This window comes from Psychrobacter sp. P11G3 (assembly GCF_001435845.1).
In the GTDB taxonomy this organism is placed as follows: Bacteria; Pseudomonadota; Gammaproteobacteria; order Pseudomonadales; family Moraxellaceae; genus Psychrobacter.
In genome coordinates this window covers 835,102-859,301 of sequence record NZ_CM003596.1, presented here as the reverse complement: position 1 = coordinate 859,301, position 24,200 = coordinate 835,102, and the positions used below count along the sequence as shown (strand labels likewise).

Annotated in this window: 23 protein-coding genes; 6 read left to right on the top strand and 17 right to left on the bottom strand. The window is 42.1% G+C overall.

Features of this window, described 5'->3' with window-relative positions; all coding sequences use genetic code 11:
- Positions 1-28: 28 nt before the first annotated feature.
- The 5 genes from iscX to AK824_RS03595 all read right to left on the bottom strand — a co-directional run bounded on the left by iscX (position 29) and on the right by AK824_RS03595 (position 4,232).
- The gene (gene iscX / locus AK824_RS03615; protein WP_021812734.1) at positions 29-238 is read right to left on the bottom strand and encodes a Fe-S cluster assembly protein IscX; all 210 of its coding nucleotides are present in this window, start codon (positions 236-238) and stop codon (positions 29-31) included.
- 175 nt (positions 239-413) lie between these two features.
- The gene (locus tag AK824_RS03610) at positions 414-950 is read right to left on the bottom strand and encodes an acyl-CoA thioesterase (RefSeq protein WP_057758881.1); all 537 of its coding nucleotides are present in this window, start codon (positions 948-950) and stop codon (positions 414-416) included.
- Positions 951-1,229: 279 nt separating this feature from the next.
- Entirely contained in the window at positions 1,230-2,630 is a 1,401-nt protein-coding gene (locus AK824_RS03605; RefSeq protein ID WP_057758879.1) for an NAD(P)(+) transhydrogenase (Re/Si-specific) subunit beta, read from the bottom strand.
- Positions 2,627-2,965, bottom strand: coding sequence for a proton-translocating transhydrogenase family protein (locus tag AK824_RS03600; protein ID WP_197411832.1), 339 nt, complete (start codon positions 2,963-2,965; stop codon positions 2,627-2,629). Before AK824_RS03600 ends, AK824_RS03605 begins: the two co-directional genes overlap by 4 nt.
- Positions 2,966-3,080: 115 nt before the next feature.
- Entirely contained in the window at positions 3,081-4,232 is a 1,152-nt protein-coding gene (locus tag AK824_RS03595; RefSeq protein WP_057758875.1) for a Re/Si-specific NAD(P)(+) transhydrogenase subunit alpha, read from the bottom strand.
- 497 nt (positions 4,233-4,729) lie between these two features.
- Between AK824_RS03595 and yaaA the strand changes: the two genes are divergently transcribed.
- On the top strand, positions 4,730-5,542 hold the full coding sequence (gene yaaA / locus AK824_RS03590; protein ID WP_057758873.1) for a peroxide stress protein YaaA: 813 nt from the start codon (positions 4,730-4,732) through the stop codon (positions 5,540-5,542).
- A 94-nt stretch (positions 5,543-5,636) separates the two neighbouring features.
- On the opposite strand, the gene AK824_RS03585 is transcribed toward yaaA, so the two are convergent.
- The 4 genes from AK824_RS03585 to AK824_RS03570 form a co-directional block, all read right to left on the bottom strand.
- Positions 5,637-7,250 carry a glucosamine inositolphosphorylceramide transferase family protein gene (locus AK824_RS03585; RefSeq protein ID WP_057758871.1) on the bottom strand — a complete coding sequence of 538 codons (1,614 nt, stop codon included), beginning with the start codon at positions 7,248-7,250 and terminating at the stop codon, positions 5,637-5,639.
- Between the two features lie 485 nt (positions 7,251-7,735).
- Positions 7,736-8,326, bottom strand: coding sequence for a glutathione S-transferase family protein (locus tag AK824_RS03580; protein WP_057758869.1), 591 nt, complete (start codon positions 8,324-8,326; stop codon positions 7,736-7,738).
- A 103-nt stretch (positions 8,327-8,429) separates the two neighbouring features.
- Positions 8,430-9,608, bottom strand: coding sequence for an aromatic amino acid transaminase (locus AK824_RS03575; protein ID WP_197411815.1), 1,179 nt, complete (start codon positions 9,606-9,608; stop codon positions 8,430-8,432).
- 18 nt (positions 9,609-9,626) lie between these two features.
- Positions 9,627-10,544: a DMT family transporter gene (locus AK824_RS03570; RefSeq protein ID WP_227511195.1), complete on the bottom strand. Its 918-nt coding sequence runs from the start codon at positions 10,542-10,544 to the stop codon at positions 9,627-9,629.
- Between the two features lie 147 nt (positions 10,545-10,691).
- Between AK824_RS03570 and AK824_RS03565 the strand changes: the two genes are divergently transcribed.
- A complete protein-coding gene (locus AK824_RS03565) occupies positions 10,692-11,147 on the top strand; it encodes an Lrp/AsnC family transcriptional regulator (RefSeq protein ID WP_057758867.1) in 456 nt (151 codons plus the stop codon).
- Between the two features lie 281 nt (positions 11,148-11,428).
- On the opposite strand, the gene AK824_RS03560 is transcribed toward AK824_RS03565, so the two are convergent.
- The 4 genes from AK824_RS03560 to groES all read right to left on the bottom strand — a co-directional run bounded on the left by AK824_RS03560 (position 11,429) and on the right by groES (position 14,902).
- Complete coding sequence (locus AK824_RS03560) at positions 11,429-11,800, bottom strand: hypothetical protein (RefSeq protein ID WP_057758865.1); 372 nt, start codon at positions 11,798-11,800, stop codon at positions 11,429-11,431.
- Positions 11,801-12,002: 202 nt separating this feature from the next.
- The gene (locus AK824_RS03555) at positions 12,003-12,242 is read right to left on the bottom strand and encodes a hypothetical protein (protein WP_156410680.1); all 240 of its coding nucleotides are present in this window, start codon (positions 12,240-12,242) and stop codon (positions 12,003-12,005) included.
- 596 nt (positions 12,243-12,838) lie between these two features.
- The gene (groL, locus tag AK824_RS03550) at positions 12,839-14,488 is read right to left on the bottom strand and encodes a chaperonin GroEL (RefSeq protein ID WP_057758862.1); all 1,650 of its coding nucleotides are present in this window, start codon (positions 14,486-14,488) and stop codon (positions 12,839-12,841) included.
- Positions 14,489-14,611: 123 nt separating this feature from the next.
- Positions 14,612-14,902 carry a co-chaperone GroES gene (groES, locus tag AK824_RS03545; protein WP_057758860.1) on the bottom strand — a complete coding sequence of 97 codons (291 nt, stop codon included), beginning with the start codon at positions 14,900-14,902 and terminating at the stop codon, positions 14,612-14,614.
- 475 nt (positions 14,903-15,377) lie between these two features.
- On the opposite strand from groES, the gene AK824_RS03540 reads away from it, so the two are divergent.
- Complete coding sequence (locus tag AK824_RS03540; protein ID WP_057758858.1) at positions 15,378-16,157, top strand: DUF3108 domain-containing protein; 780 nt, start codon at positions 15,378-15,380, stop codon at positions 16,155-16,157.
- Between the two features lie 109 nt (positions 16,158-16,266).
- On the opposite strand, the gene AK824_RS03535 is transcribed toward AK824_RS03540, so the two are convergent.
- Both AK824_RS03535 and wrbA read right to left on the bottom strand, forming a co-directional pair.
- Complete coding sequence (locus AK824_RS03535; protein ID WP_057758856.1) at positions 16,267-16,716, bottom strand: hypothetical protein; 450 nt, start codon at positions 16,714-16,716, stop codon at positions 16,267-16,269.
- Positions 16,717-16,870: 154 nt separating this feature from the next.
- Positions 16,871-17,488, bottom strand: coding sequence for an NAD(P)H:quinone oxidoreductase (gene wrbA, locus AK824_RS03530; protein ID WP_057758854.1), 618 nt, complete (start codon positions 17,486-17,488; stop codon positions 16,871-16,873).
- A 256-nt stretch (positions 17,489-17,744) separates the two neighbouring features.
- Here wrbA and AK824_RS03525 point away from each other — a divergent pair, with 256 nt between their 5' ends.
- From AK824_RS03525 to AK824_RS03515, 3 genes are all read left to right on the top strand, one after another.
- Positions 17,745-19,328: a YihY/virulence factor BrkB family protein gene (locus AK824_RS03525; RefSeq protein ID WP_082624561.1), complete on the top strand. Its 1,584-nt coding sequence runs from the start codon at positions 17,745-17,747 to the stop codon at positions 19,326-19,328.
- Positions 19,321-20,937 (top strand): DUF2254 domain-containing protein, encoded by a 1,617-nt coding sequence (locus tag AK824_RS03520; protein ID WP_057758850.1) that lies wholly within the window; start codon positions 19,321-19,323, stop codon positions 20,935-20,937. Before AK824_RS03525 ends, AK824_RS03520 begins: the two co-directional genes overlap by 8 nt.
- 154 nt (positions 20,938-21,091) lie before the next feature.
- Positions 21,092-22,366, top strand: coding sequence for a cation:proton antiporter (locus AK824_RS03515; protein WP_057758849.1), 1,275 nt, complete (start codon positions 21,092-21,094; stop codon positions 22,364-22,366).
- Between the two features lie 78 nt (positions 22,367-22,444).
- Here AK824_RS03515 and AK824_RS03510 read toward each other — a convergent pair whose 3' ends face one another.
- Together AK824_RS03510 and AK824_RS03505 are read right to left on the bottom strand one after the other, a co-directional pair.
- Positions 22,445-22,930: a DUF2127 domain-containing protein gene (locus tag AK824_RS03510; RefSeq protein ID WP_404693884.1), complete on the bottom strand. Its 486-nt coding sequence runs from the start codon at positions 22,928-22,930 to the stop codon at positions 22,445-22,447.
- 55 nt (positions 22,931-22,985) lie between these two features.
- Positions 22,986-24,197, bottom strand: a complete 1,212-nt coding sequence (locus tag AK824_RS03505) for a dihydroorotase (RefSeq protein ID WP_197411813.1) — start codon at positions 24,195-24,197, stop codon at positions 22,986-22,988.
- Between the last annotated feature and the right edge of the window lie 3 nt (positions 24,198-24,200).

The following is a 24,200-nucleotide window of genomic DNA, read 5'->3' as shown; positions in this document are numbered from 1 at the left end:
TTATGGCAATGCTGGCAGATCGAGTCAATTAATCTGCTTCATCAATCCAGTTCATTTGAATGGCTTCTAAGATACCTTCATTTGATTTTTGTGGATCATCATCAAAGCCTTCAAGCTCAGTTACCCAGCGATGCAAATCAGTAAAACGAATATACTGTGGATCTGTTTCTGGGAATTTTTCATAAAGCTCAATCGCGATATCTAAGCTGTCTGTCCATTTTAATTTTTGTGGTGTCATAACGGTACCTTTTTTTAGTCGTTTTGAGAATCATCATATTAAAAACGATGCCATCGTCCTAATACTGACGACTTGATGGGCTCTATCCTACCAAAATTCAGCAAATGATTATAGCCAAGTTATTTTACGATGCTGTTTTTCAAGACTGGGTTTCAAGACTGTTTTGTGATGTGGCTTAGGCTGACTTAGTCGATTTTACCGCGACTTGATGCTCATTCCATGTGTTAATGGTATCCGTCAAATGCTCGCCCATCATATCTAATACTTCTGGTGTGCGCATACCTTTGTTATCTGTAAAAACAAACTTAGTCATACCAACGCCCATCAGCTGATTTTTGACAAAAAACCGATGCTCAAAATACACATATTTATGATCCCATCCTGCGACTGCACTGCTAAGCGTCATTTTATCCAAAAATTTAATTTGCTTAAGATAAATCATCTCTTGCATGGCAATCACCCAATTGAGCGACTTTATGCCTTTTTGGTGACAGCACGCCTTTACCCAGCGTGTCACGTTTAGCTCAATAAATGATAAATAACGATAATTGGGTAAATGATCGCGAAATCCCATATCGTGGGGCAAAATTCGATAATGACGGACGGTCGGTGCAGTCAATGTCTCTAGACTGATAGTTTCACTCGTCGATTGATGCTTGAGCTGTTGCTTAAGCAAGTTAACCATAATAAAAAAACGCAGTAACATGTTCATAAATCTTTCTCTTATTTCGTCGTATTTATAATTGGTAATCGTCTAACGTTGAGGCTGTTCAGATGGGTTAAAAGGTTAATCAGGCGCAAATCGTATACTGAGTAGATAAAGCACAGTTAATATTATGATTATTAAAAACTCACCGTAATTGGAAATAACCTCAGTCTATAGTCGGCTCATAAATGCCGCCCACTTTAACGCAAAAAAAGCCACCTCAGTGACTTTCTTTATCTAAAAACTTATCTGTAAATAATCATGGTTAAAAACATAGCTTAGAGATTAATGACCGCCGCCATTGATAGTACGTACCATCTCTTCTACCATTTTCTTGGCATCACCAAAGATCATCATGGTCTTGTCCATGTAGAACAAGCTGTTATCAAGACCTGCATAACCGGTACTCATTGAACGCTTGATGACCATGACCGTCTGGGCTTTGCTGACTTCTAGAATCGGCATACCGAAGATTGGAGAAGTAGGATCATCTTTCGCAGATGGGTTCACAACGTCGTTTGCACCGATAACCAATACCACATCTGTACTTGCAAAGTCTGAGTTAATCTCGTCCATTTCTAAAATATCATCATAAGGTACATCAGCTTCAGCCAATAGGACGTTCATATGACCTGGCATACGACCAGCAACTGGATGAATGGCAAAACGAACATTCACGCCTTCTTCTTTTAACAACTCATATAGCTCTTTTACTGCATTCTGTGCACGGCCCTGTGCCATACCATAACCTGGTACGATGACCACGCTACTAGCATTAGACATAAGGAATCCTGCATCTTCTGCTGAGCCGGCTTTGTAGTTCTTCGGTGCCCCATCATCGCCACCTGCGGCCACAGCTGATGTGCCCATGCCACCAAACAAGACATTAAGTAGTGAGCGGTTCATGGCCTTACACATGATGTAAGACAAGATCGCACCTGATGAACCGACTAGAGAACCTGCGATAATCAGCATTGAGTTACCGAGTGTGAAACCAATGCCTGCTGCTGCCCAACCTGAGAATGAGTTCAATAGCGATACAACTACTGGCATATCACCGCCGCCAATTGGCGCAATCCACATCCAACCGAAGATAGCGGCAATCACTGCCATCGCATAAAATGCTGGTAGTGAGTCAGTGACGAAATACACCCCACCGAACCCAATCATCGCAATGAATAATAGCGCTTGGACCGGTTTTACCCAGCTACCAACCAATGTTTTCGCCCAGCTTTTCGCTGCCAATTTACCAAAGGCAAAGACTGAAGCTGAGAACGTAATCGCACCGATGAAGCAACCGATAAATAGCTCGATGCGAGCAACAGCGCCATGCTGCTGTTCAGTGTGTAATACCGTCGCAAGTGCAATCGCAACCGCTGCCAAACCAACGAATGAATGCATTAAAGCAACCGTTTCTGGCATTTGCGTCATCGCGACTGTTTTCGCTTTCCACATACCAACGAGGGCACCTAACACCATCGCCCCGATGATCAACCAAAGCACAGGGCCTTCTGCTAAAAAAAAGGTTGTCACAACGGCAATTGCCATCGCTGCCATACCAAAACGGTTACCACGAATCGCTGTCTTTGGACTAGATAAACCACGTAACGTTAAAACAAAGAGGATAGCGCCGACTAGATAGAACCAATCTGCATTTGATGCAATCATTGCTGAGAAGTCGTTCATGCATCACCTCCGGCATCATTGGTTGCTACTGGTGCTTTTTTTACTTTCGGTTTGAACATCGCAAGCATACGCTCAGTCACGGCAAAGCCACCAAAAATATTGATACTGGCTAAAAATACTGCGAAGGCACCAAGTAAACTGGTCGGTGTAAACATTGAACCATCAATCGTGACGGTCTGTAGCATCGCACCCACGATGACGATACTTGATAAAGCGTTGGTTACTGCCATCAATGGCGTATGTAATGCAGGGGTAACGCCCCAAACCACGTAGTATCCGACAAAAATAGCGAGCACAAATACAGTGAAAATCGCTACAAATGGTGTGCTACTCATGGCCGCACCGGCTGGCGCTGCAGCTAAAATAGTGGCAATCATCTAATCCTCCTAAAAATTTATTCATTACTGGCAAATGTGTAGTGACAAAATATGTGGTAATAGACTGTTCAAACTAGCGTTTGGCCAGTCGTACCTGACTGTCATGTGTCACTGCCAGTGCGCCCTGAATCTCGTCTTCCATGTCTAAGTTAAGTGCCAAGCTAGCCGATGCGTCATCGCCAGCAGGTGCAATCAATGTCGTAATAAAGTTAACAAGGTTATTGGCATACAAATCTGAAGACTGTGCGGCTAGCATAGATGGGATATTGGCGGCACCAACGATACGTACGCCGTTGTCTGTGGTGATGGTTTCGTTAGGCACACTGCCTTCGACGTTACCACCAGTACCGGCCGCCATATCGATCAGTACGGAACCTGCTTTCATTTTGGCAAGCGTTGCGCCATATACCAAACGCGGTGCGTTACGACCAGGAATCTGCGCCGTGGTAATAACGATGTCAGCGTTGCTCAATGCTTTGTCCACGACAGCTGCTTGATCTTTGACATATTGCTCTGATGGCGTCCATGCATAACCACCGGTAGACTTAGCTGTTTCAGCCTCCTCTGCGCTCATCGGTACATCAAGCCATTTACCACCGAGTGACTCCACTTGCTCGCGAGCAGTCGGACGTAAGTCACTGGCTTCTACTACTGCACCCAGACGCTTTGCTGTCGCAATCGCTTGTAGACCTGCAACACCAACACCTAGGATAACGACTTTGGCTGGCTTAACCGTACCCGCTGAAGTCATAAACATCGGGAAAGGACGCGAATACTCATTGGCCGCTAGCAATACGGCTTTATAACCAGCAAGGTTGGCTTGTGATGACAATACATCCATATTTTGTGCACGTGACAGTGTGCGAGGCAATAACTCCATCGCAAATACTGTCGCGCCTTTGGCTGCATAAGTGTCAAGCTGAGTGTTGCGATACGGGTCGAGCATGCCAATGACAATCTGACCAGACGACAAGCTTTCAATGGCTTCCGCTGGTAGGTCATTGACGGTGGTAATAATCTTAGACTGGGTAATCACCTCGGTGCGACTACTGGCAATGTCGGCGCCCGCAGCCTGATACAACTCATCAGCATAGTACGCTGCTTGACCTGCACCTGACTGAATGACGACTTCAAACCCAAGTTTACGCAATTTTTTGACTGCGTCTGGGGTTATGGCTACACGGCTCTCGCTCGTGATATCTGCACTGATTACACCGATTTTCATACCGTCTCCTTACTTACGTCCAATGACTATATTTACGTCTCACGACTACCTTTAATACCCTCAACGCACATCTAAAAAGCACAGGGGACAAAAACCTTTGATCATGATTAATCCATTACAGCGACCAAAGGTTATAAATTTAATAAATGATAGCTACTTTACCATCATGCCTTTTTATTATAGAGATATCGTTCGTCAAATTTCATTGTCTAATGATGACCCACAAGTAAAATAAAAATTTAGGTATTTAGGCCATTGGCATACTTTTTGTTGGTATATTAAAGCCTTTTATTTTTCTAAAAAATGCTTATCCCTTATAAGGAAAGGGCTACCTCCGTTTACTTCCTAATTCTAAATCTGTTATTTTATTAAAAATATAACGTCAATAAACATAAAATAAGCAAGGTTAAGTCAAGTTCCACCCATGCATACCGTATAATAAGAATACTTGACACTCGAAAAAACCCGTCATCGATTCATTATAATAAGGAATAACCATGTATTTTTTGCTCTCCCCTGCCAAATCCCTGAACGAAACAGACGCTATACCATTAAATTTAGGCAACTACTATAGTCAGCCCGAGCTAATCGAACGCTCACAAGAACTGATGAAAGTACTGAAGTCAAAAGAGCCCGTTGACCTACAAGAGCTAATGAGTATATCTGACGATCTGGCTCAGCTTAATGCCACGCGCAATCAACAATGGCATTGGAGCGAAGAGCAACCGTTTAATAATGATGACTCTGATAATGCCGCCAAGCCTGCAGGCTATTTATTCGATGGTGATGTCTATACTGGGCTTGATATGTATCATATGGACAAAGATACCGCTACTTATATCAATGAGCACTTAGGCATTTTGTCTGGATTGTATGGAGTACTAAAGCCGCTCGATCTGATCCAGCCTTATCGTTTAGAGATGGGCACCAAGCTGAAAAATGAGCGCGGTGACAATCTTTATGAGTTTTGGGGCGAGGAAGTCACTAATGTTATCAATGCGCGTATGGCTGACAGCGATGACAAAACATTGGTTAATTTGGCTTCTAATGAATACTTTAAGGCGGTAAAGAAAAAAGCACTGAAGGCAGATATCATTACGCCACGATTTGAAGACGAGAAAAATGGTCAATATAAAGTGATTAGCTTTTATGCCAAAAAAGCACGTGGACTAATGGTGAAATATGCAGCAGATAACAAGCTGACCAATGCTGAGCAGCTAAAGCAGTTTGACTTGGCAGGATATTATTACTGCATCGAGGCGTCTGATGATAAGACTTGGACGTTTAGAAGAGATGCGGTGGATCAGTAGCTTGATATAATACGAGTCAAAATTATAAAAAACCCATCATAAGCCGAAACTTATGATGGGTTTTTTATTTTCCAACCACTAAAAATTTTAGGTCCTATACTCTAAAGCGCAACTTATCCCTTGAAACATCCAGTACTACTGTTTCATTATAAACATTATAGGTATGGAGACGATCAATGTCAGTCTCCCAATTCGGCTCAATATAACGTACAAAGGTTTCTTTATAAGAGGTCGGTGTCAACTCTTCTACTAGATATAGAGCGACCCTACGCCCATATCTAAGAGTGCCATCCTGAGCAGTACGAAAGAGCTGACCGTTTTTTTGGAATAATGCGCCTGCTAATCGAGATCCACGCACATCAATCTTTAGAGGCGCCGAGGGATGAATGGTCCAATTATCTGCTTGCAGCTTGTCAGACGTATAAATATACAACTCTAAATCCATAGTGAATGCTGAAATTGAACCGTGAGTTGTAAAAAGATACCATAATCCATTATGCTCAATCACGGCGCTATCTACTGCCTGAACGTCTGAAACTAATTCATGAACTTTTTCCCACTTACACGGAAAATCTGTCGCTTTTAATAAGCTAATACAATTGGTTTTTGCAGCCTCTGGAATCATATAGACAGCATCTTCATACTCGAATACATTGGGAAAGCTTAAGTGTGTGCTAATACCCAAATCAGCTTGTCCTGAACCAATCACTTGATGGCTTTCATTCAGCTCTATCCACTCTATTCGACCAATATTCTCTTTGTAGTTCAAGCTTTCAAAAAATATGTAACGTCTTGAGTCGCGTTCAATATAAAAAGGATCGGCCCAAAAACATCCCTTTTCAGGTAGTATCTCCGTGTATGTTTGTATCGGCTGATCAATAGAACCAATAAAAATACTCCAGTTGTTTAGATACAGACTCTTATAAAATCTTTTTATCATGTAGTTTTTTAGAAAATTCTGTAAATGTCGTATGGCCGTTAACTGTGGAGGCGTTTTATAAAGTGTGCGATCGTTAATTAAATTAATAGAATCTCCACTTTCGACGCCAATTTTATTTTTACGGAAGTACCAATACAGTATTGATGCTGCAACTCCTTTTAACTTATCCTCAGTCAAATTATAGTCCCAGTAAAACAAACTGCCATAACCTCTACCTACCACTTTGTGTACATCATGGTCCTTACTCAATAATTGCAGCGTCACGACACTATTTTCCCATTGCTCAGCAAATTGCCAATACAACGCAGGCCCGCCTCGCTGTATTCTTTCATCACCATAATGAAGTAAGAGAATGCCATGCTTCGTAACGCCTAGCGCTTTCCCTATTAAGGTTTGAAAATCCATACTCAGTAGGTAATCTAAATCTGTTGCCTGCAGTCTTCTAATCACTGAGTCTTCAATTTCATCATTGGATTTATCCTGTCTTGGTATTGATGTAACGACAGGCATTTTGCCATTGGGAACTAAATCATGAATAGAATAACGCTTGGTAGTCTTTTTAGCGTGAGAAAGAATAGAAAATAACTTTTGATTGATAGAAGGTATAATCTTGGATATATGAGAGGGATTAGATTGGTGTTCTGCACTTCGTTGGATAGCAATACAGACCTCAACTATACCTTCATCTACTAGAGACTTTAATGGCATAAATTTGTGCCATGCTAATGTTTCATCTTCTACAAAGATTCCAAGCCTAATCTTCTTCATCGTGATCACATTAAATGGCACACGATATTTTGCGCATTCTAACCCGCAACACGTGTCCAAACTCCTTTTAATTGAATTGTCACTCCATTATATATTCAAATAATAACATATATAGTAGTACATGTTAAAATAAACTCACCATCAAAATTAGACGCAAAAAAGCCCTGCTATCTTTCGATAGCAGAACTTCTAGTAGTCAAATAGACTTTATGACAAAATCATACTTTTAGCGGAAAGCGATTTATCGAGAAAGGTAAGAAAATGGTCAATATCAAGTGGAGTGCTAAGCAGCTAAAGCAGTTTAACTTGGCAGGCTATTACTATTGTGCAGAAGCGTCTGATGACAAGACATGGACGTTTAAAAGAGACGGATCAAGCCAGCAGCTTGATATAAAAACTATATTTACTACAATCCCTAGAAGTCACTAGAAGCATTGCATTCAGTGCTTGTAACTCACTCATTAGATATCCTTTAGTTGAACGAATTATAACAACCCTTCTTGTATCATCATTTCTTGTATCGAGGCACGGTTTAGCATGGCTTGATAGTGTGCATTTAGGTGTGTCCAATCCTGTGCTCGACTCGCATATCGCTGACTCCAGTGAGCAATCATAAATAAATGAAAATCAGCTCCACTTAATTTATCGCCTAACAACCATGGACCATTACTAGCTAACTCCTTTTCAACAATATCCCAACAGTGGGTTAGCACATCATTCGCTTTATCTTTCACTTGCTGCAAATTGTGCTTGCCACTGATGTACTGCTCGGGATGTGCCCAGCGATTAGCGGCTTCTTGTAGTGTAGAAGACATCCAAAATAAATACTGGTAATAGACACCGCGCTTAGGACATCCTGTGTCAGGTGCTAGCCCAGACTCTGGGTGCTGATCTAACACATACATTAAAATTGCCGCAGATTCATAAATAACCTGTCCTTTATGCACTAACGTAGGTACTTTGCCATTTGGATTAATGGCTAGATATTTAGCTGATTTTTGCATGTTTTTAGACAGGTCTATTTCTATCATTTCATAAGACACGCCTAGCTCCTCAAAGACAGCATGGGTGGCCATATTGGCACCACCCTTGTCCCAATATAAAGTATAAATAGTCGTGTCCTTTTTGCTGTGGCGATTAGTGGATAAAACCATTGTACTGAGTTATAAAGATTATTCTCTAACGTGAAATAATCGATATGATAGCGTCAGCCAGTTGGGGAATTTCCGTCATTTTCAAACCTGCAATATTGATTCTGCCATTTGGCATGCCGTAAATCGCGAACTCATCTTGCAATATCAGCATTTGATTTTCTGTTAGCGGCAATAGAGAAAACATGCCTTTTTGGTGCGAGATGTCCAAAAACTCTGCAGGTGCACCTCTACCTTTTAATGCTGCGCCTAATGCTTGGCGAATAGTATCTACCCTACTACGGTAGCTTGCCAGCTCGACTAGCCAAGCGTCTGGTTTGTCTAGCAAATAAGAAGCCACTGCGGCACCGTGATTGGGCGGCATGGAGTAGTTGGCACGTGTGATGGTTTCTAAAAGTGTCTGTATATCTGCATGACGCTCATGGTTCGTCGTTACCACCGAGGCAATACCTGTACGCTCGTTGTATAGTCCCATGTTTTTTGAACAGCTGGCAGCGATAAATGCAAAGTCAGCGTCTTCGATCATTAAACGAAGCCCTGCAGCATCGCTATCAGGATCATCTCCAAAACCTTGATACGCCATATCAATGAATGGGACAATATTTTTCTGTTTACACTTATCAGAAAAAAGTTGCCACTGCTCTAAAGAAGGATCTATACCGGTAGGGTTGTGGCAGCACGCATGTAATAACAGAACGTCTCCCTCTTTTGCTTTTTCTAGCGCGGCAAAACACGCATCAATATCTAATTGACCATTTTTATTTTGCCACGGATACGTATCAACCGTTAACCCCGCACCTTCCATCAGCGGACGATGATTGATATAACCAGGGTTACTGATCCAAACGGTTGAATCTGGAGAGAGCGTGGCGATTAAGTCAGCGATGAGTCGTAACGCACCTGACGCCCCAACCGTCTGAATTGTGCATTGGTTCTTTAGACTTGGACTGTCACCCAATACAAATTTTGCCATTTGCTGGTTAAAATTAGCGTTACCCGATAACATGCCATAAGCCTTTGAATGAGCTTCATGAGCAAGATGTATCTCTGCGTCTTGCACGGTTTTCATCACAGGCGTATTACCATGCTCGTCTCGATAGACACCAACCAATAGATCTATTTTATGTTTGCGTTGGTCAGCGCGAAACCTACCTAACAATGCCCACAGTGGATCGCCATTGATAACAGGCATATTATCTAACATCATGATACTTCCTTAATTAGTTTATGTCGTTCGATTGGACAAGATGACACCAATGGTACTGAGTACGATGCCGCATATCATAATGACTGATAGAGACTCACTGAGTATCAGCGTAGCCAGTATAGCGGTTAATCCTGGTGACAAAGAGCCAAGTAATAAGGTACGAATGGAGCCTAGCTGTTTGACAGCATAAGAAAACGCAATGGTTGATACCACCCCTACACCAAGTCCTTGTACTAGGATAAATGGAAGCGCTTCATCAAAAGATACAGAACCTATATTTGTCTCTACGATACCAGACAGAACCATCACTAATGTCAGAAAGAACGAGGTATAAGAAAGCACGATAGCGATAGTTATTGGACTCAATTTGGTGCTTTTTAACCCTAAGGTATAACCCGCCCAAATCAGGCTTGCCATCAACAGTAACCCCACACCGTACAGCAGACTATTAGGTATTGACTGTGCACGCCCGCCAATCATAGTAGCGATACCGAAGAGAATGAGGATTAATGCGGCAAATTTCCTCAATGATATTCGCTGACGATAAAAAATAAAAGACAATATTGCGGCAAAGAAGACTGGCGTACCTGTCAAAATAGTACCAACGTAAGCTGCTGGTACTGTACTTGCACCAAAAGCGGCTAATAAAAGAAAAGGCACGCCACCAAGTAAAACGAACAGGATATCTGGCAGTCTTATGTTTTTGATTTCATGCCAACTAGAGAGTACCCAAGGAGTCAATAAGACCAGCGGTACACTAAAGCGAATGAGCATGACATCCGCAATAGTTAGCGACGATGCTCCAACCGCTCGCACAGTCAACGCAAAGCCTGACCAAATCAATAATACAACGCTCATCGCCACATAGCCTTTGGTTAGTGGCGACATTACAAACAAAGGATTTTTGCGCGATGAGGGATGGAATATCGTATTCATAGTCGTGTCTTATGCTGCTATACAAAGACCAATTATCGATTAAAATACGCGCTTTTATCTCTATTTATTCATTGCAATTTTGCAAATATTTGGTGGATAATGCTAACTAAATAAAAATTATTGGCTTAAAAAGCCAAAAGGTAAATTATGGACAAAATCGATCGCCATATCTTGGAAGTGCTCCAAAAAGAAGCGCGCTTATCTACAGCCGAACTGTCCGAACGTATAGGGCTGTCGCCGTCTCCTTGCGCGCGACGCCTCAAACGTTTGGAAGATGAAGGTTATATAGAGAACTATCAGGCAAACGTAAATAAAGCCAAAGCGGGTATTGCGATGAGTTTCTTTGTGGAGGTCAGTCTCAACAGCCACCAAGAAGAATCTATCGCAGCTTTCGAACGTGCTCTGTCCAATATGGACGAGGTGATTAATGGACATGTGGTATCGGGTTCTTATGATTATTTATTAGAAGTAGTGAGCCCCAATCTCGATGGTTATGAGCGGTTCACACGTAAGTTACACAAGCTTGCTAGCGTAAAAGATATACACACTCATTTATCGGTGAGAAAGGTAATCAATAAGACAACTTTACCTATTTTTGTTTGAGATTCTTTTATACCGACTAAGAGAATAATGTCCCGCTCAATCACCCGTGAGTAGCAAGACCCATAATGAGTTCATTTAAATTTGACAGAATATTGCTATGATAAAAAGTCTTGATAGTACGACGTGGACGTTTAGACGAGATACAGCGGATGAATAGAGTATTTGATGAGCTTTAACTATAACGCCCTAATATAGGAGATATTACTAGGGCTTTATTTTAGAGGGATAAGTAAGTCATTCATAGTAAGTAGCTTATTAACAATAGATTTGTATTCACCGTATTATAGGGAAATCTCAACTTCTATTTTGATTGGTCGTTTTAAATGGATAGTAACTGTTATATTAATAGAAGCTGCTTCTGGTGGCTCATTGTCCAAAGCGCCGTCAACGATGTGAGCGATTTTCATTGCCTCTACTTCTTTAAGTTCAAAGCCGTTTGCTTTGGCACCTCTCATCACTTTTTCATAAATTTCTTTTTCGCTCGTGTAGCGCTCTTTATTGTTAAATGATAACTGCATAACTTTAGAATAGGCAACGCTAGACATCTCCATCGGCTTTTGCATTTTAAATCCATCTAAACTAGGATCAGCTGAACTACTAGCAGAAGCCAACACTAGGGCTGATGCTACCATCGCAATCGATAAAATCTTCATTTTAAATTCCTTTTAAGTTAATTTATTCCTTCTAAGTTAAAACGCTGTTAGCGAATATATTCGCTATATCAACTATATCCTAATAAATTATTAATTGAAAATTTAAATTGATGTTACTAATACTAAAAAACCCTACTAATTTTAGTAGGGTTTTTTAGTATTAGTGATTGGAAGCTCATAGATACGATATATTAGAGTAGAATTAATTACTACTCTCTTCAGTCATGTCAGCACATCCTTTTCTACTGTATTGCGTTGAAACAGCTTCATATTTACCTTTCAAAAGAGCATAGTTAGACTGTAGTGTACCGTCCCCTCCCTCTAAAAAGAAAAGTGCAGGCCAAAACAGCACCAATCCAACACCCATCTGCCATGCGTCAGCTGAGGCCTCTTTATCTACTTGGCCAGTAATAGTGGCCACTCTCTGCGATATATCTCTCATTTCATTTTCGAGAGCAGTACAACTAAGGCTAGCATATTCGTTTGGCGACACGTAGGTTATAGGAATCTTCCGTAGATTTACTAGCGCAGCCACTCATAATTAAAGCTGTAACCATTACTACTAAAATGGCAGGTGAGTTAATGTTCAATAAATACTCCTTTTCTTAAATATATTAACTGTAAACATATAAAGTAAAAAATAGTTTAGTTTTAACAGTGTGCATTATATACAAATAGCAATATTTATGTAACATTTATTGATTTGCTGTATGAAATTTTCGATATAAAGATAAGAGTAGCTAATTTGGAATTTATTTAGTAAATCATGAAAATATTGAACTCCAACAAGTTAGTATATTGATTTTAATATTATCTGAGAATAAAACTTTCCAATAAACCAAACACAAAAAAGCCCTGCTATCTTTCGATAACAGAGCTTTTAATAGTTCAAACGCTTTCACAAAAATACTTACAACTCTAGTGAAAAACGCTTTATGAGTTGACTAAAGCAGTACGACTAGGCAACCGAGTGAAGATTGTACTGATAGTACATCGAGCGAGGTTAACAACGTCGTACAAAGTTAGTCGAGGCATATATTACATCATGCCGCCCATTCCACCCATACCGCCCATTCCAGCACCGCCGCCCATAGCAGCCATACCATCATCGCTCTGCGGTAAATCAGTAATCATGGCTTCAGTAGTAAGCATAAGACCAGCAACAGACGCCGCGTTCTCTAGTGCTGAACGAGATACTTTAGCTGGATCAAGGATACCCATCTCAAGCATATCACCGTATTCACCAGAGGCAGCATTGTAGCCGTAGTTACCAGTGCCATTTTTTACTGCATTTACGACAACTGATGCTTCTTCGCCAGCGTTGGTGACGATTTGACGTAATGGTGCTTCCATCGCGCGGCGTAGGATGTTGATACCTGCGTCTTGGTCATCGTTGTCGCCTTTTAGCTCAGACAATGCATTCATCGCACGAACTAATGCAACACCGCCGCCAGGTACAACGCCTTCTTCAACCGCGGCACGAGTCGCATGTAGCGCATCATCAACACGGTCTTTCTTCTCTTTCATTTCGGTTTCAGTTGCTGCACCGACCTTGATTACTGCTACGCCGCCTGCCAATTTCGCAACGCGTTCTTGTAGCTTTTCTTTGTCATAATCAGAAGTAGATTCAGCGATCTGACGGTTGATAGACTCAACACGGTTTTCGATGTCAGCTTTGTTACCAGCGCCATCAACAATTACAGTATTTTCTTTACCGACAGTCACTTTTTTCGCCGTACCCAATTGCTCTAGAGTAGCAGTCTCTAGGCTCAGACCAATCTCTTCAGAAATTACTGTACCGCCCGTTAGTGTTGCGATGTCTTCTAGCATGGCTTTACGACGATCGCCAAAACCTGGTGCTTTAACGGCACAAGTTTTCAAGCCGCCACGCATGTTGTTTACAACTAGGGTTGCCAATGCTTCGTTTTCTACGTCTTCAGCGATGATAAGCAATGGCTTGCTTTGCTGCATCACTTGCTCCAGTAATGGCACGATCTCACGGATGTTGCTAATTTTTTTGTCAACCAATAGGATGTATGGGTTTTCAAATTCAGCAGTCAGGCTGTCTTGCTTGTTTGCAAAGTACGGGCTGATGTAACCACGGTCAAACTGCATACCTTCAACAACTTCTAGAGTATCTTCAAAGCTTGAACCTTCTTCAACAGTGATAACACCTTGCTTACCAACTTTTTGCATCGCTTGCGAGATTAGCTCACCGATTTTGGTGTCTGAGTTAGCAGAGATAGAACCTACTTGCGCGATGGCTTTTTCGTCATCAGCTGGTGTTGATAGGTTATGGATTTCTTTAACCGCTTCACGAACAGCTTTGTCGATACCGCGCTTAAGATCCATCGGGTTCATGCCAGCAGCCACTGACTTCATGCCTTCTTGCAAGATTGACTGAGCCAATACAGTCGCAGTTGTTGTACCATCACCAGCGACATCGTTAGTGCGACTAGCCACTTCACGTACCAGCTGTGCACCCATGTTTTCAAATTTGTTTTCTAGCTCGATTTCTTTGGCAACTGAAACACCATCTTTAGTAATGGTAGGTGCGCCAAATGATTTATCGATAACAACGTTACGACCTTTAGGACCTAGTGTTACACGTACTGCATTTGCTAGAACGTTTACGCCGTCCATCATTTGTTTACGGGCATCAATGCCGAATTTTACGTCTTTTGCCATGTTAAATTACTCCACTATTATAAGTATGAGAATACAATTGATTGATTTGATAGTTGCTTATCAAAAGCGATTATTAGAAACTGCTATCAAAATGTGCTGAGTATAAAATAATACTCAAAAGGATTAACCTTCTAGCACACCCAATACATCAGACTCTTTCATAATCAATAGTTCTTCACCGTCAACCTTTACGGTTTGACCAGCATATTGACCGAACAAAACTTTGTCGCCAGCTTTTACATCTAACGCACGAGTTTCACCGTTGTCACGAACTTGACCATTACCAACTGCAAGCACTTCACCTTGTGAAGGTTTCTCTTGTGCTGAACCAGGAAGCAAGATACCACCAGCTGTCTTTGTTTCTTCTTCTATGCGGCGGACGACAATACGGTCATGTAAAGGACGAATGTTCATCGATATGACTCCAAAAGTTGGTTAATAAAATTAAGGGTTTATTTGAATTAATGGTCTCAATACCAGTATCTATAGGGAACACTGCCAAAAACAACGCTTTATAGATAAGCCTTGAGCTTGTAACAAAAAGTGGGGGCAAGGTGAGTTCGGTTCAAGTGTAAAGCCCAAAAATTTACAAGATTATTTTGCAAAAATTGATCAATCAACATCTCATATCGATGCCTTACGTTTAATAGAGTCGATATGCTAATCAAATGAAGAACAAAAAGTAGGGATATTTAAAAATATTAGTGAGCTGAATTTATATTTTGTCCAAGGCCAAATTAACTATAGAAACATTTGCTACAAGCACTACACGAAGCGGTATGACACCACGCTTGAAAATGTAACAGCGTATGACCATTATAGGTCTGGTAAACATAATAAGAACGAACAAAAATTGCTATATCGGCAATAAATTAATGAAGGGGTATCTATGAGTTTTTCATCAATGTACAAAAATTCATCAAGCGACAATGTTGATAATGCTAATAACGCAAAACGCAGTCCATCTAAATTTTTATCTGCCTTAGTGACAGGCATCAGTATCTCTACTGTTGGAGCTTTGAGTATGACCGCACCTACCCTTGCCAGCGCAAAAACTGTCCAACCATCAACTGCCGATTATAGTTTTACCGTTGAGGACAAATACAAAGGCACAGCAACTCGTACGCTAAGCAAATCTGGTAATACGTGGAAATATAACGTTAAGGCTCGTGTCGCTGGTGTGGCTAGCGCCTCGCAAAACAGCACTTTTACACTTAATGGTAATAATGTCAGTCCCACGCAGGCAAGCACTACGTACAAACTACTTGGCATGGGTCGCACACATAAACTAGACTTCAACCCAAGCAGCAAAAAAGTCACCAGTAACTATAAGGGCAAGTCGACGACTATGAATATGTCGCAACAAGCCTTTGATGACTTGAGCCTTGAGGTACAGATTCGTCAGGATTTATTAAACGGTAAATTCTCTGGTAATTATTACATGGCAAAAAAAGATAAAATCGAGAAGACGCCGTTTAAAAAATCAGGCAGTACTAAGATTACCGTACCAGCGGGTACCTTTGATACAGTACGTGTTGACCGCGTCCACGATGATGATAGCCGCTCTACCAGCTTTTGGTTAGCCCCAAGCTTGGACTATATGCCAGTTAAAGTTAGCCAAATTAACGATGGTAAGAAAATGGATTTAGAATTAACTAAGATTAATTAATCTACTTATCTTGAAAGTTATAAACAAAAAAGCGGCGCTCCAGATGGGACGCCGCTTTTTTATGGTTTTAGATTGATAGGTATAATTTATTAGGCTTCAGGCAAGTTCATTATTGACGAGGTTTCTTCACAACGTTATTCATCGAAGGCAAACGTTTAAGCAAAATAAATAGCCAAACATTGATGGCAAGCAATAGTAAAAAATCCACTAAATACACAGCAATTTCTGCCCAGCTACTGCCATATATACGAGTAAACAGCACCACGCCACTCGCACCCAAATATACTAGGGTAAACATACTGCTTATCAACAATGCATAAGGGGAACGACCGCGCAATATCCATGGCGTCAGAATCAATGCTGGCACTAGCCATAATGCCTGCCAAGCAATACCGCCAACGATATCAGGGCTACTAGGATTAAAGATACTAATAAAAATAGGCAATCCGAGTAGTCTATAAACGAGCCAAATTAACCACGTAACCTTCAAGCGCTGTGCAATAGGTGCGATAGGCTTAACCGTTTTAAGAGGCTTTGTATGAGAGCGGGTTATGGCCATTAGATATTTTGATTTCCTAAATGAATAATATACTGCTGAACATGAATAAGTAGCTCTTTATTATAACCACTTGTTTATAACCGAGTGGTTATAAGCACTCAATCATAGACTTTGAGACTCAGACGCTTTTAGACAGCAGGTTTATAAAAGTTGCTTATCGGCCCCAATTAGCCTGTGCTAATGCAGCTGCCGTAATCGCTAAACGGCGACCCTGCGCAATACCCAAATCTCGCTCGTCAGCAGATATTGGCTGATCATGCGATGCACCGCTGACATGGCTGGCACCGTAAGGCGTACCGCCGCGATGCGTACGGTTCAGTGCTGGCTCTGCATAGGGCACACCTACGATGACCATACCGTGATGCATCAGCGGCAACATCATCGTCAACAATGTCGTTTCTTGGCCACCATGCATGGAACCTGTCGCCGTAAATACTGAGGCTGGTTTGTTTTGTAGGTTCCCTGCCAGCCATAAAGTCACGGTATTATCCCAAAAATACTTCATGGGTGCGGCCATATTACCAAAGTGCGTTGGGCTACCAAGCGCTAGACCGCTACAGTCTTTTAGATCGTCCATCGTACAATACAAATCACCTTCATCAGGTATCGCAGGCTTACTGGACGTGGTTTCAGGTGCCACTGTCGGCACCGTACGGATACGAGCAGTCATGCCAGCATCTTCAATACCTTGAGCGATAGCATATGCTAATGTCTTAGTCGTACCGTAATTAGAATAATAAAGCACCAAAACATAAGGGTCGGTCTGACTCATTAGCAAAGCTTCCTTATAAAATCGTTAGGCATACTAGCCACCAAAAATGCGGCGAAATATATGACTAACTGGCATTGTAGAATATGTGCACATTATGCCCGAGTCATTCACTGTCATGCAAATAACCATGATTGATAACCTGACTTATATTGTATCTGATGTGCTACGCGGTGCATTTTGACACAATTAAACCGCAGATGATAACCGTTCATCTTTGTTACACTATTGTCACTCTTACTTTTGCTTAATGGTCGACATGGAAAAATTATCTCAAAAACTCCCGTTTTTACAGCAGCGCTGGTTTCAGTTTTTACGGTTTTTGACTCGGCATTTTTTTGAAGATAATTGCCAGCAAAAGGCGGCTTCGCTGACATACACCACTATGCTGTCGATCGTACCAGTATTAACGGTATTACTGATGATTTTGTCATCTGTACCAGCACTTGCATCGGTTAGAGCTCAGATTTATGACGTCATTTATAGCAATCTATTGCCGCAATCGAGCATGCAAGTTAGTGAGTACATTAATAGCTTTGCTGAAAAGTCATCTAACCTAACCATTATCGGTGCCATGATTTTATTCTTTACGACTATCATGACCTTGACCACTATCGAGCGTGCGTTTAACCAAATCTGGCGAGTAGAAGATCGCTCTGGTGGCATCAAAAGCATGCTGCGTTATTGGACCATTGTTACGTTGGGACCTTTGGTATTGGGTACCGCTTTTATCGCTTCCAGTACCGTACAGAGTCTGAGCTTTCTCAATCGTCAAATTGCAGGCTACGGTATCGACTGGAGCTTTTGGGTACAAATGGCATCGATTGGTATTACGATGGCGGGCTTTATCGGTATGTACTGGTTTATTCCAAAGGCGCGCGTACCAGCAAAAAATGCAGCCATCGCTGGCGTGTTTGTGGCCATTGTCTTTGAATTAATGAAGCATCTGTTTGGTACAGTGATGGCTAACTTTACCAGCTACGAAGCGATTTATGGCGCTTTTGCTGCATTGCCTATCTTTCTACTATGGATTTATCTGTCGTGGAATTTGATTTTATTAGGCGTTGAAATCAGCTATACCTTGACCATTTTTGAGACAGAAGAAGTCTACCCTCGTCACCCGTTACTCAGCTTGTTAGACATGTTGAATTTGGTTTATACCCACCACTTAAAAGGTGAAGCTGTTAGCGAGCAAGCACTGCGTAATGTCTTAGGTCGCAAAGAGCTGCCAAAATGGTATACCTATATCAACTACCTACAAGACAGCAATCTGATTACCATGACAGATGATGACGACTATGTACTCAAAAGAGACCTGAGTAGGATGACGTTATGGGACTTTTATCGTACCTTGCCCTACCCACTTCCTATCAAAGACGAGCTGGATGAGATGAAATTGGAAGGTCAAAAGCCTTGGCTAAGTTTATTGGTAAAACGCTTTGAAAACACCGAAGCGTATGCCAAACAGCAACTGCATCTGCCGCTAAATGCTATTTTTGCCAATAGCGAACCGCGGAAACAATCTACTAGCAAGCATGGCGATGACCATAAATTATTTAGAAAAACCTCTGCCGCAACTGAAAACGTACAACGACATGAAAATCTAAATAGACATGGTGAGAGTGCTTACAACGGTAATGATCCAAATCTAGAAGCCTCACCACACCTAGAGCCTATGGCTTACGACAAAGACAGTGATATTGAATATGACGATCACGACAATGAAGCCATCATACCTTTAGGGACTAGTGAGAGTCATGCTGAGACAGATATGACCAGACGTATGCACAAAAACGCTATTATTACAGAAGCAGATAACCCTAAGGCTCAACACAGTGAATAAAAATGATGGAGACAGCATCTGGACACGTACGATCAATGCAGGTCAAAACAGGCTTAAGCAGTTCACTAATTTGTGGTCAATACAAACGCTGACTGACTTGCCTGATCGTTTAAATAACTTGTGGCAATGGCTGATTGGCTCTTATTGGTTTATTCCAACCGCTTGCGTCATCGTGGGTATTTTACTTGCTCCTTTGCTAGTCGCGATTGATCAGCATTTTGATCGTGAAACCGTAAAAGAGATCTCCTTTGCCTTTACTGGTGATGACGAGGCTGCGCGCGCTATTATGACCGCCATTGCTGGTGCGGTACTGGGCGTGGCAGGTACGACGTTTTCAATTACAATCGCCGTCCTGTCGATGGCATCTTCACAATTTGGTCCAAGACTACTACGTAACTTTTTGACCGACACTCCAAATCAGTTTGTCCTTGGCGCTTTTATCGGTACATTTAGCTATAGCTTACTGGTACTAAAGTCTATCCATAAGTCTGACGTAGCTTTTGGTGTGCCGCAATTGGCAGTGACCTTTGCCATTATCATGGCGATTATCTGTGCGCTGCTCTTGGTTTATTTTGTACAGCATATGGTGCATGCCATTCAAGCGTCACATGTTATTCAAAATGCTAGCAACGATGCGATTGCAAACATTTACTATTGGTATAACGATCGATGTGATATTCAACATCAACGCGATGCTGAGCACCATGATATCGAGCAGTTCCAAAACTGGCCTGCTATGCCGATTTATTCACCAAATTCAGGTTATCTACAGCAGATTTATCTTGAGTCATTGATTGCGCTGTCACAAGATTATGGTGGCGTAGTACAAATGCATGTTAACCTCGGTAATTACGTCACTGACAAAAACGTCATTGGTTACTTTTATCAGCGGCCTGCGTCTCATCCAAATAATCGCCAAAGGACAGCGACCCCGCATCTGGCAATAATACCGCGAGCGCCTGATGGACTGTTTTGGCAACGTCTTGCAGGCTGCCTGCGGCTTGAGCAACGATTGGCGCACTCTAACGACATCGCCTATAGCCTAGGTCAGATGACAGAGATTGCTGTACGCGCCTTATCCCCTGGTATCAATGACCCAAAGACTGCGGTCAATTGCGTCCAGTCTCTCACCAGCTGTCTTAGTATCATGATGCGTCGCCAGCCACCGAGCCCTTATCATTTTCACATACCGCAATCAGATACTGACGATAGCTCTGAAACTACTATCAAACAGAAGCGTCTGGCCATATTGGCACTAGTCACTCATATTCCAAAGATTTCTGACTTTATCAATGTATCACTTGGTGAGATACGTCGTTATGCAGCTGCTGACCTAATGGTCTTAAAAGCACTATGTCAGGCAATGGTCAATTTGAACTATGCACGAGTAAACAGCGCACAGCAGCAAACGCTATTACATGAATTGCATCTGATTCAGCGAGCTGGTGAAGAGAATTTAAATTATCAAGAATTGGTTGATGATTTGGTCGCTATGTGCGAACAAGCCAAGCAATTTATCCTTGATAAGGATGCTCAGCACAAACATTTTAATTACGTGAGTGATTTTGAAGCCGATATTCGTCAAGCGTTACAGACACAGTCTAGTTAATGACATGACTAATTAACTGTTTAAATAGATGGCCATATCAGCCCTGATAAACACATTATTTATAATCACAACACCTATAGCTAACAACACTTATAACGTCCCTATAAGCCCTGCGCTTTAGATACTTTTTATATTTATATGAGACCTACTTTTTATGGCATCTGCAACCAGCCTCACCATTCTAGAAATCAGCGCCATATTTTTGTCGATTACTGCTTCGTTAACTTATATTAATCACCGTTTTATTGGTTTGCCGACCACTATCGGTGTCATGGTCATCTCTATCTTATTGTCAATCGGCGCGATATTTTTGGGCTTCTTAGGGTTTGATCAGCTGATTGATTACGAAGTCAGTTTATTGGAGCAACTTGATTTTACCGAAGTACTCTTAGACGGTATGCTATCAATGTTGCTATTTGCAGGCGCATTACACGTCAATATTGGTGACTTAAGACGCTACAAGTTACCTATCGGCATCCTTGCTGGTCTTGGTACTATCATATCGGCGATGCTTATTGCGACTGCGATTTATTTTATGTTGCCGCTCTTCGGTTTCGGCCTGCCGTTTCTCTGGTGCCTGTTATTTGGTGCGCTTATCTCCCCTACCGATCCTATTGCTGTCATGGGTATCCTGTCGTCAGCAGGTGCTCCAAAGAGCATCGAGACCGTCATCGCTGGCGAGTCATTGTTCAATGATGGGATCGGCGTGGTTATCTTCGTTTTATTGCTAGGGATTTTATCTAGCGGTGATATCCCTACTGCCAACTACGTCGCACATACTTTGGCGGTTGAAGCTGGTGGCGGCGTTGTATTCGGACTAGTACTTGGTGCGATTTTGTATTACCTGCTCAAAAGCATTGATAGCTATCAAGAAGAGGTGCTATTAACATTAGCAGGCGTCATCGGTGGCTATGCGCTGGCCAGTCATTGGCATTTATCAGGGCCACTCGCCATGGTCATGATGGGTCTGATGGTCGGTAACCGTGGTCGCGAGCTAGCCATGAGTGATAAAACACGGCACTATATTGATTTGTTCTGGGAATTGATTGATGAGATTTTAAACGCTATTTTGTTTGTACTTATTGGTCTAGAAGTGGTGATGATTGCTTATTCAGGCAATTTATTTATTGCGAGTGGTTTGACTATTTTGATCGCGCTTGTTGCCCGGTTTATCGTGGTAGGCATGACGACAAAAACCTTTCATCGTCAGCTTGATTTGCCTACAGGCGCATGGAAAGTCCTGACGTGGGGCGGCTTACGCGGTGGTATCTCGGTCGCGTTAGTATTACAGCTACCGATCGGGGCTGAACGAGAGATTCTATTGGCACTCACTTATGCGGTGGTGATTTTCTCCATCTTGGTACAAGGTTTAAGCGTCGGTAAAGTCGCTAAAAGCATTCGTAAGGATGAAAAAACAGTAGACGTATAAACGAAAAATATATCAGGCACAAAAAATCCAGCATCAGATACTTGTCTTATGCTGGATTTTCTAACTTAAATTTAAACGTTATATCAAGCCCTTTCGTTTCATATTACGATAAACCACAATAATAATAAGCAGATTAGAAACCAGTATCCCAAGCTTAAACCAGTCAAAAGGGCTAACGATCAGATAGTAAATTTCTATAGGGATAAATACCCCGTAGCCTAATACCCCAAACCAATACGCCCATGTTTTGTCATGCCATAAGCCATAGGCTTCGAGGAAACGCAAACTGGCATAAGCAAATATCAATAATAAAAACATCGGCCAGTTTTTGCTTGCCTGCTGAGCAATACGTACGGCACTATCGATTTGCGGGGCAAGCATATGGCCGAAACTGCGCTGCCAAGTAACCGTTGCGGTCGTCAGCCAATGCTCAAGATTGGTATGCCACCACCATAATGCCCCTGCTCCTAGTAACGCACCAACACCTTTGACTACCTCATAAATGGCCACTGCTTTGATAGACTCACTCGCCGTACTGCGCAATTTTTCTTGCTGACCATTCATGGTAACCCCTTTATCCTTCGAGGATGGCGGCAGACGGTCATCCTGTCGGGGCAAATTAGCCAAAGAATGTCTCCACAACACGTCCTTGCAACTGCTGATTGAAAAACGGCGTGTTCTTACCATTCGATAGCATAGATTGCGCGGTTACTTGCCACTCAAGGTTAGGATCGACCAATACTGCACCGCCGATAGCTTCATACTGCTCACTAATACCTGCGATTTTTGCAGGATTCAGGCAAATTTTATCTACTAATTGCGAGAGTGTTAATACCTCGTCATTTACCAGCTGACAAGCCAGCGCCATAAATGTATCGAAGTTTGAGATACCTGGCGTACTCTCAGCAAATGGTGCTTTTTTGGCGGTGCTATTTAGTGGCTCGTGATGACTACAGATAGCATCAATAGTGCCATCTTTTAATCCGCGGCGGATTGCCTGCTGATCGGTATTACTACGCAGTGGTGGTAACACATATGCCTGAGCATTAAAGCCTTCAAGATTGTCATCAGTTAGATAAAGCTGATGCATTGCAACGTCGCAAGTCACTGGCAAGCCTTTATCTTTTGCCCAGCGCATGAGCTCGATAGAAGACTTACATGATAACTGACTAAAATGAGCAGCGATTCCGGTCTCTTCAACCATCAGTAGCTGCGTAGACAATGCAACCGTTTCCGCAATCCAAGGAATCCCTTGCAGACCATGATAAGAAGCAATATAGCCCTCATGTGCCACGCCATCTCCAGACAGACTTGGCTCGTCAGGATAAAAGAATACTTTCATACCAAAAGTCGCCGCGTATTCTAGTGTACGTAGCAATACTAAGTCATTACGAAAAGGTCTACGCGCATTAGATACCGCAATACAGCCGCCCTTTTTAAGCCCTGCGATATTAGATGGTCGTTCGCCCTCTAACCCTGTGGTCAATGCACCCAAAATATGCAAGTAAATCCCGCCATCACTCAAGGCTCGCTCACGTAAACCTTTTAATAGTGAGCCATTTTCTAAAATAGGATTGGTGTCAGGCGGTGTGACTACATGCAAGAATCCATTACCACGAGCTGCGCTGCCTTCTGATTTTAGCGTACCGTGTTGCTGTTGGCCTGGTTCACGCAAGCGCGCGCACAGATCTACCAAAGGTGGTAGCAACCACATCTCACGGCCAGATTCAAGTGTAGATAGTCTTTCTGTTGCAGTTTGTGGCAATGCATCTTTAAATGCTTCTGGTAAATGGTCAAGAATGGGTGCATCCGTATTAAGCATGGTAGACATAAC

Coding starts and splice junctions, on each gene's coding strand:
- AK824_RS03525 (WP_082624561.1), top strand. CDS start 17,745: ATGGAAAAATTATCTCAAAAACTCCCGTTTTTACAGCAGCGCTGGTTT.
- AK824_RS03600 (WP_197411832.1), bottom strand. CDS start 2,965: ATGAGTAGCACACCATTTGTAGCGATTTTCACTGTATTTGTGCTCGCT.
- AK824_RS03610 (WP_057758881.1), bottom strand. CDS start 950: ATGAACATGTTACTGCGTTTTTTTATTATGGTTAACTTGCTTAAGCAA.
- AK824_RS03515 (WP_057758849.1), top strand. CDS start 21,092: ATGGCATCTGCAACCAGCCTCACCATTCTAGAAATCAGCGCCATATTT.
- AK824_RS03565 (WP_057758867.1), top strand. CDS start 10,692: ATGGACAAAATCGATCGCCATATCTTGGAAGTGCTCCAAAAAGAAGCG.
- AK824_RS03605 (WP_057758879.1), bottom strand. CDS start 2,630: ATGAACGACTTCTCAGCAATGATTGCATCAAATGCAGATTGGTTCTAT.
- AK824_RS03595 (WP_057758875.1), bottom strand. CDS start 4,232: ATGAAAATCGGTGTAATCAGTGCAGATATCACGAGCGAGAGCCGTGTA.
- AK824_RS03575 (WP_197411815.1), bottom strand. CDS start 9,608: ATGATGTTAGATAATATGCCTGTTATCAATGGCGATCCACTGTGGGCA.
- AK824_RS03585 (WP_057758871.1), bottom strand. CDS start 7,250: ATGAAGAAGATTAGGCTTGGAATCTTTGTAGAAGATGAAACATTAGCA.
- AK824_RS03570 (WP_227511195.1), bottom strand. CDS start 10,544: ATGAATACGATATTCCATCCCTCATCGCGCAAAAATCCTTTGTTTGTA.
- yaaA (WP_057758873.1), top strand. CDS start 4,730: ATGTATTTTTTGCTCTCCCCTGCCAAATCCCTGAACGAAACAGACGCT.
- AK824_RS03505 (WP_197411813.1), bottom strand. CDS start 24,197: ATGTCTACCATGCTTAATACGGATGCACCCATTCTTGACCATTTACCA.
- groES (WP_057758860.1), bottom strand. CDS start 14,902: ATGAACATTCGTCCTTTACATGACCGTATTGTCGTCCGCCGCATAGAA.
- AK824_RS03540 (WP_057758858.1), top strand. CDS start 15,378: ATGAGTTTTTCATCAATGTACAAAAATTCATCAAGCGACAATGTTGAT.
- AK824_RS03510 (WP_404693884.1), bottom strand. CDS start 22,930: ATGAATGGTCAGCAAGAAAAATTGCGCAGTACGGCGAGTGAGTCTATC.
- AK824_RS03535 (WP_057758856.1), bottom strand. CDS start 16,716: ATGGCCATAACCCGCTCTCATACAAAGCCTCTTAAAACGGTTAAGCCT.
- wrbA (WP_057758854.1), bottom strand. CDS start 17,488: ATGAGTCAGACCGACCCTTATGTTTTGGTGCTTTATTATTCTAATTAC.
- groL (WP_057758862.1), bottom strand. CDS start 14,488: ATGGCAAAAGACGTAAAATTCGGCATTGATGCCCGTAAACAAATGATG.
- iscX (WP_021812734.1), bottom strand. CDS start 238: ATGACACCACAAAAATTAAAATGGACAGACAGCTTAGATATCGCGATT.
- AK824_RS03555 (WP_156410680.1), bottom strand. CDS start 12,242: ATGAGAGATATATCGCAGAGAGTGGCCACTATTACTGGCCAAGTAGAT.
- AK824_RS03580 (WP_057758869.1), bottom strand. CDS start 8,326: ATGGCCACCCATGCTGTCTTTGAGGAGCTAGGCGTGTCTTATGAAATG.
- AK824_RS03560 (WP_057758865.1), bottom strand. CDS start 11,800: ATGAAGATTTTATCGATTGCGATGGTAGCATCAGCCCTAGTGTTGGCT.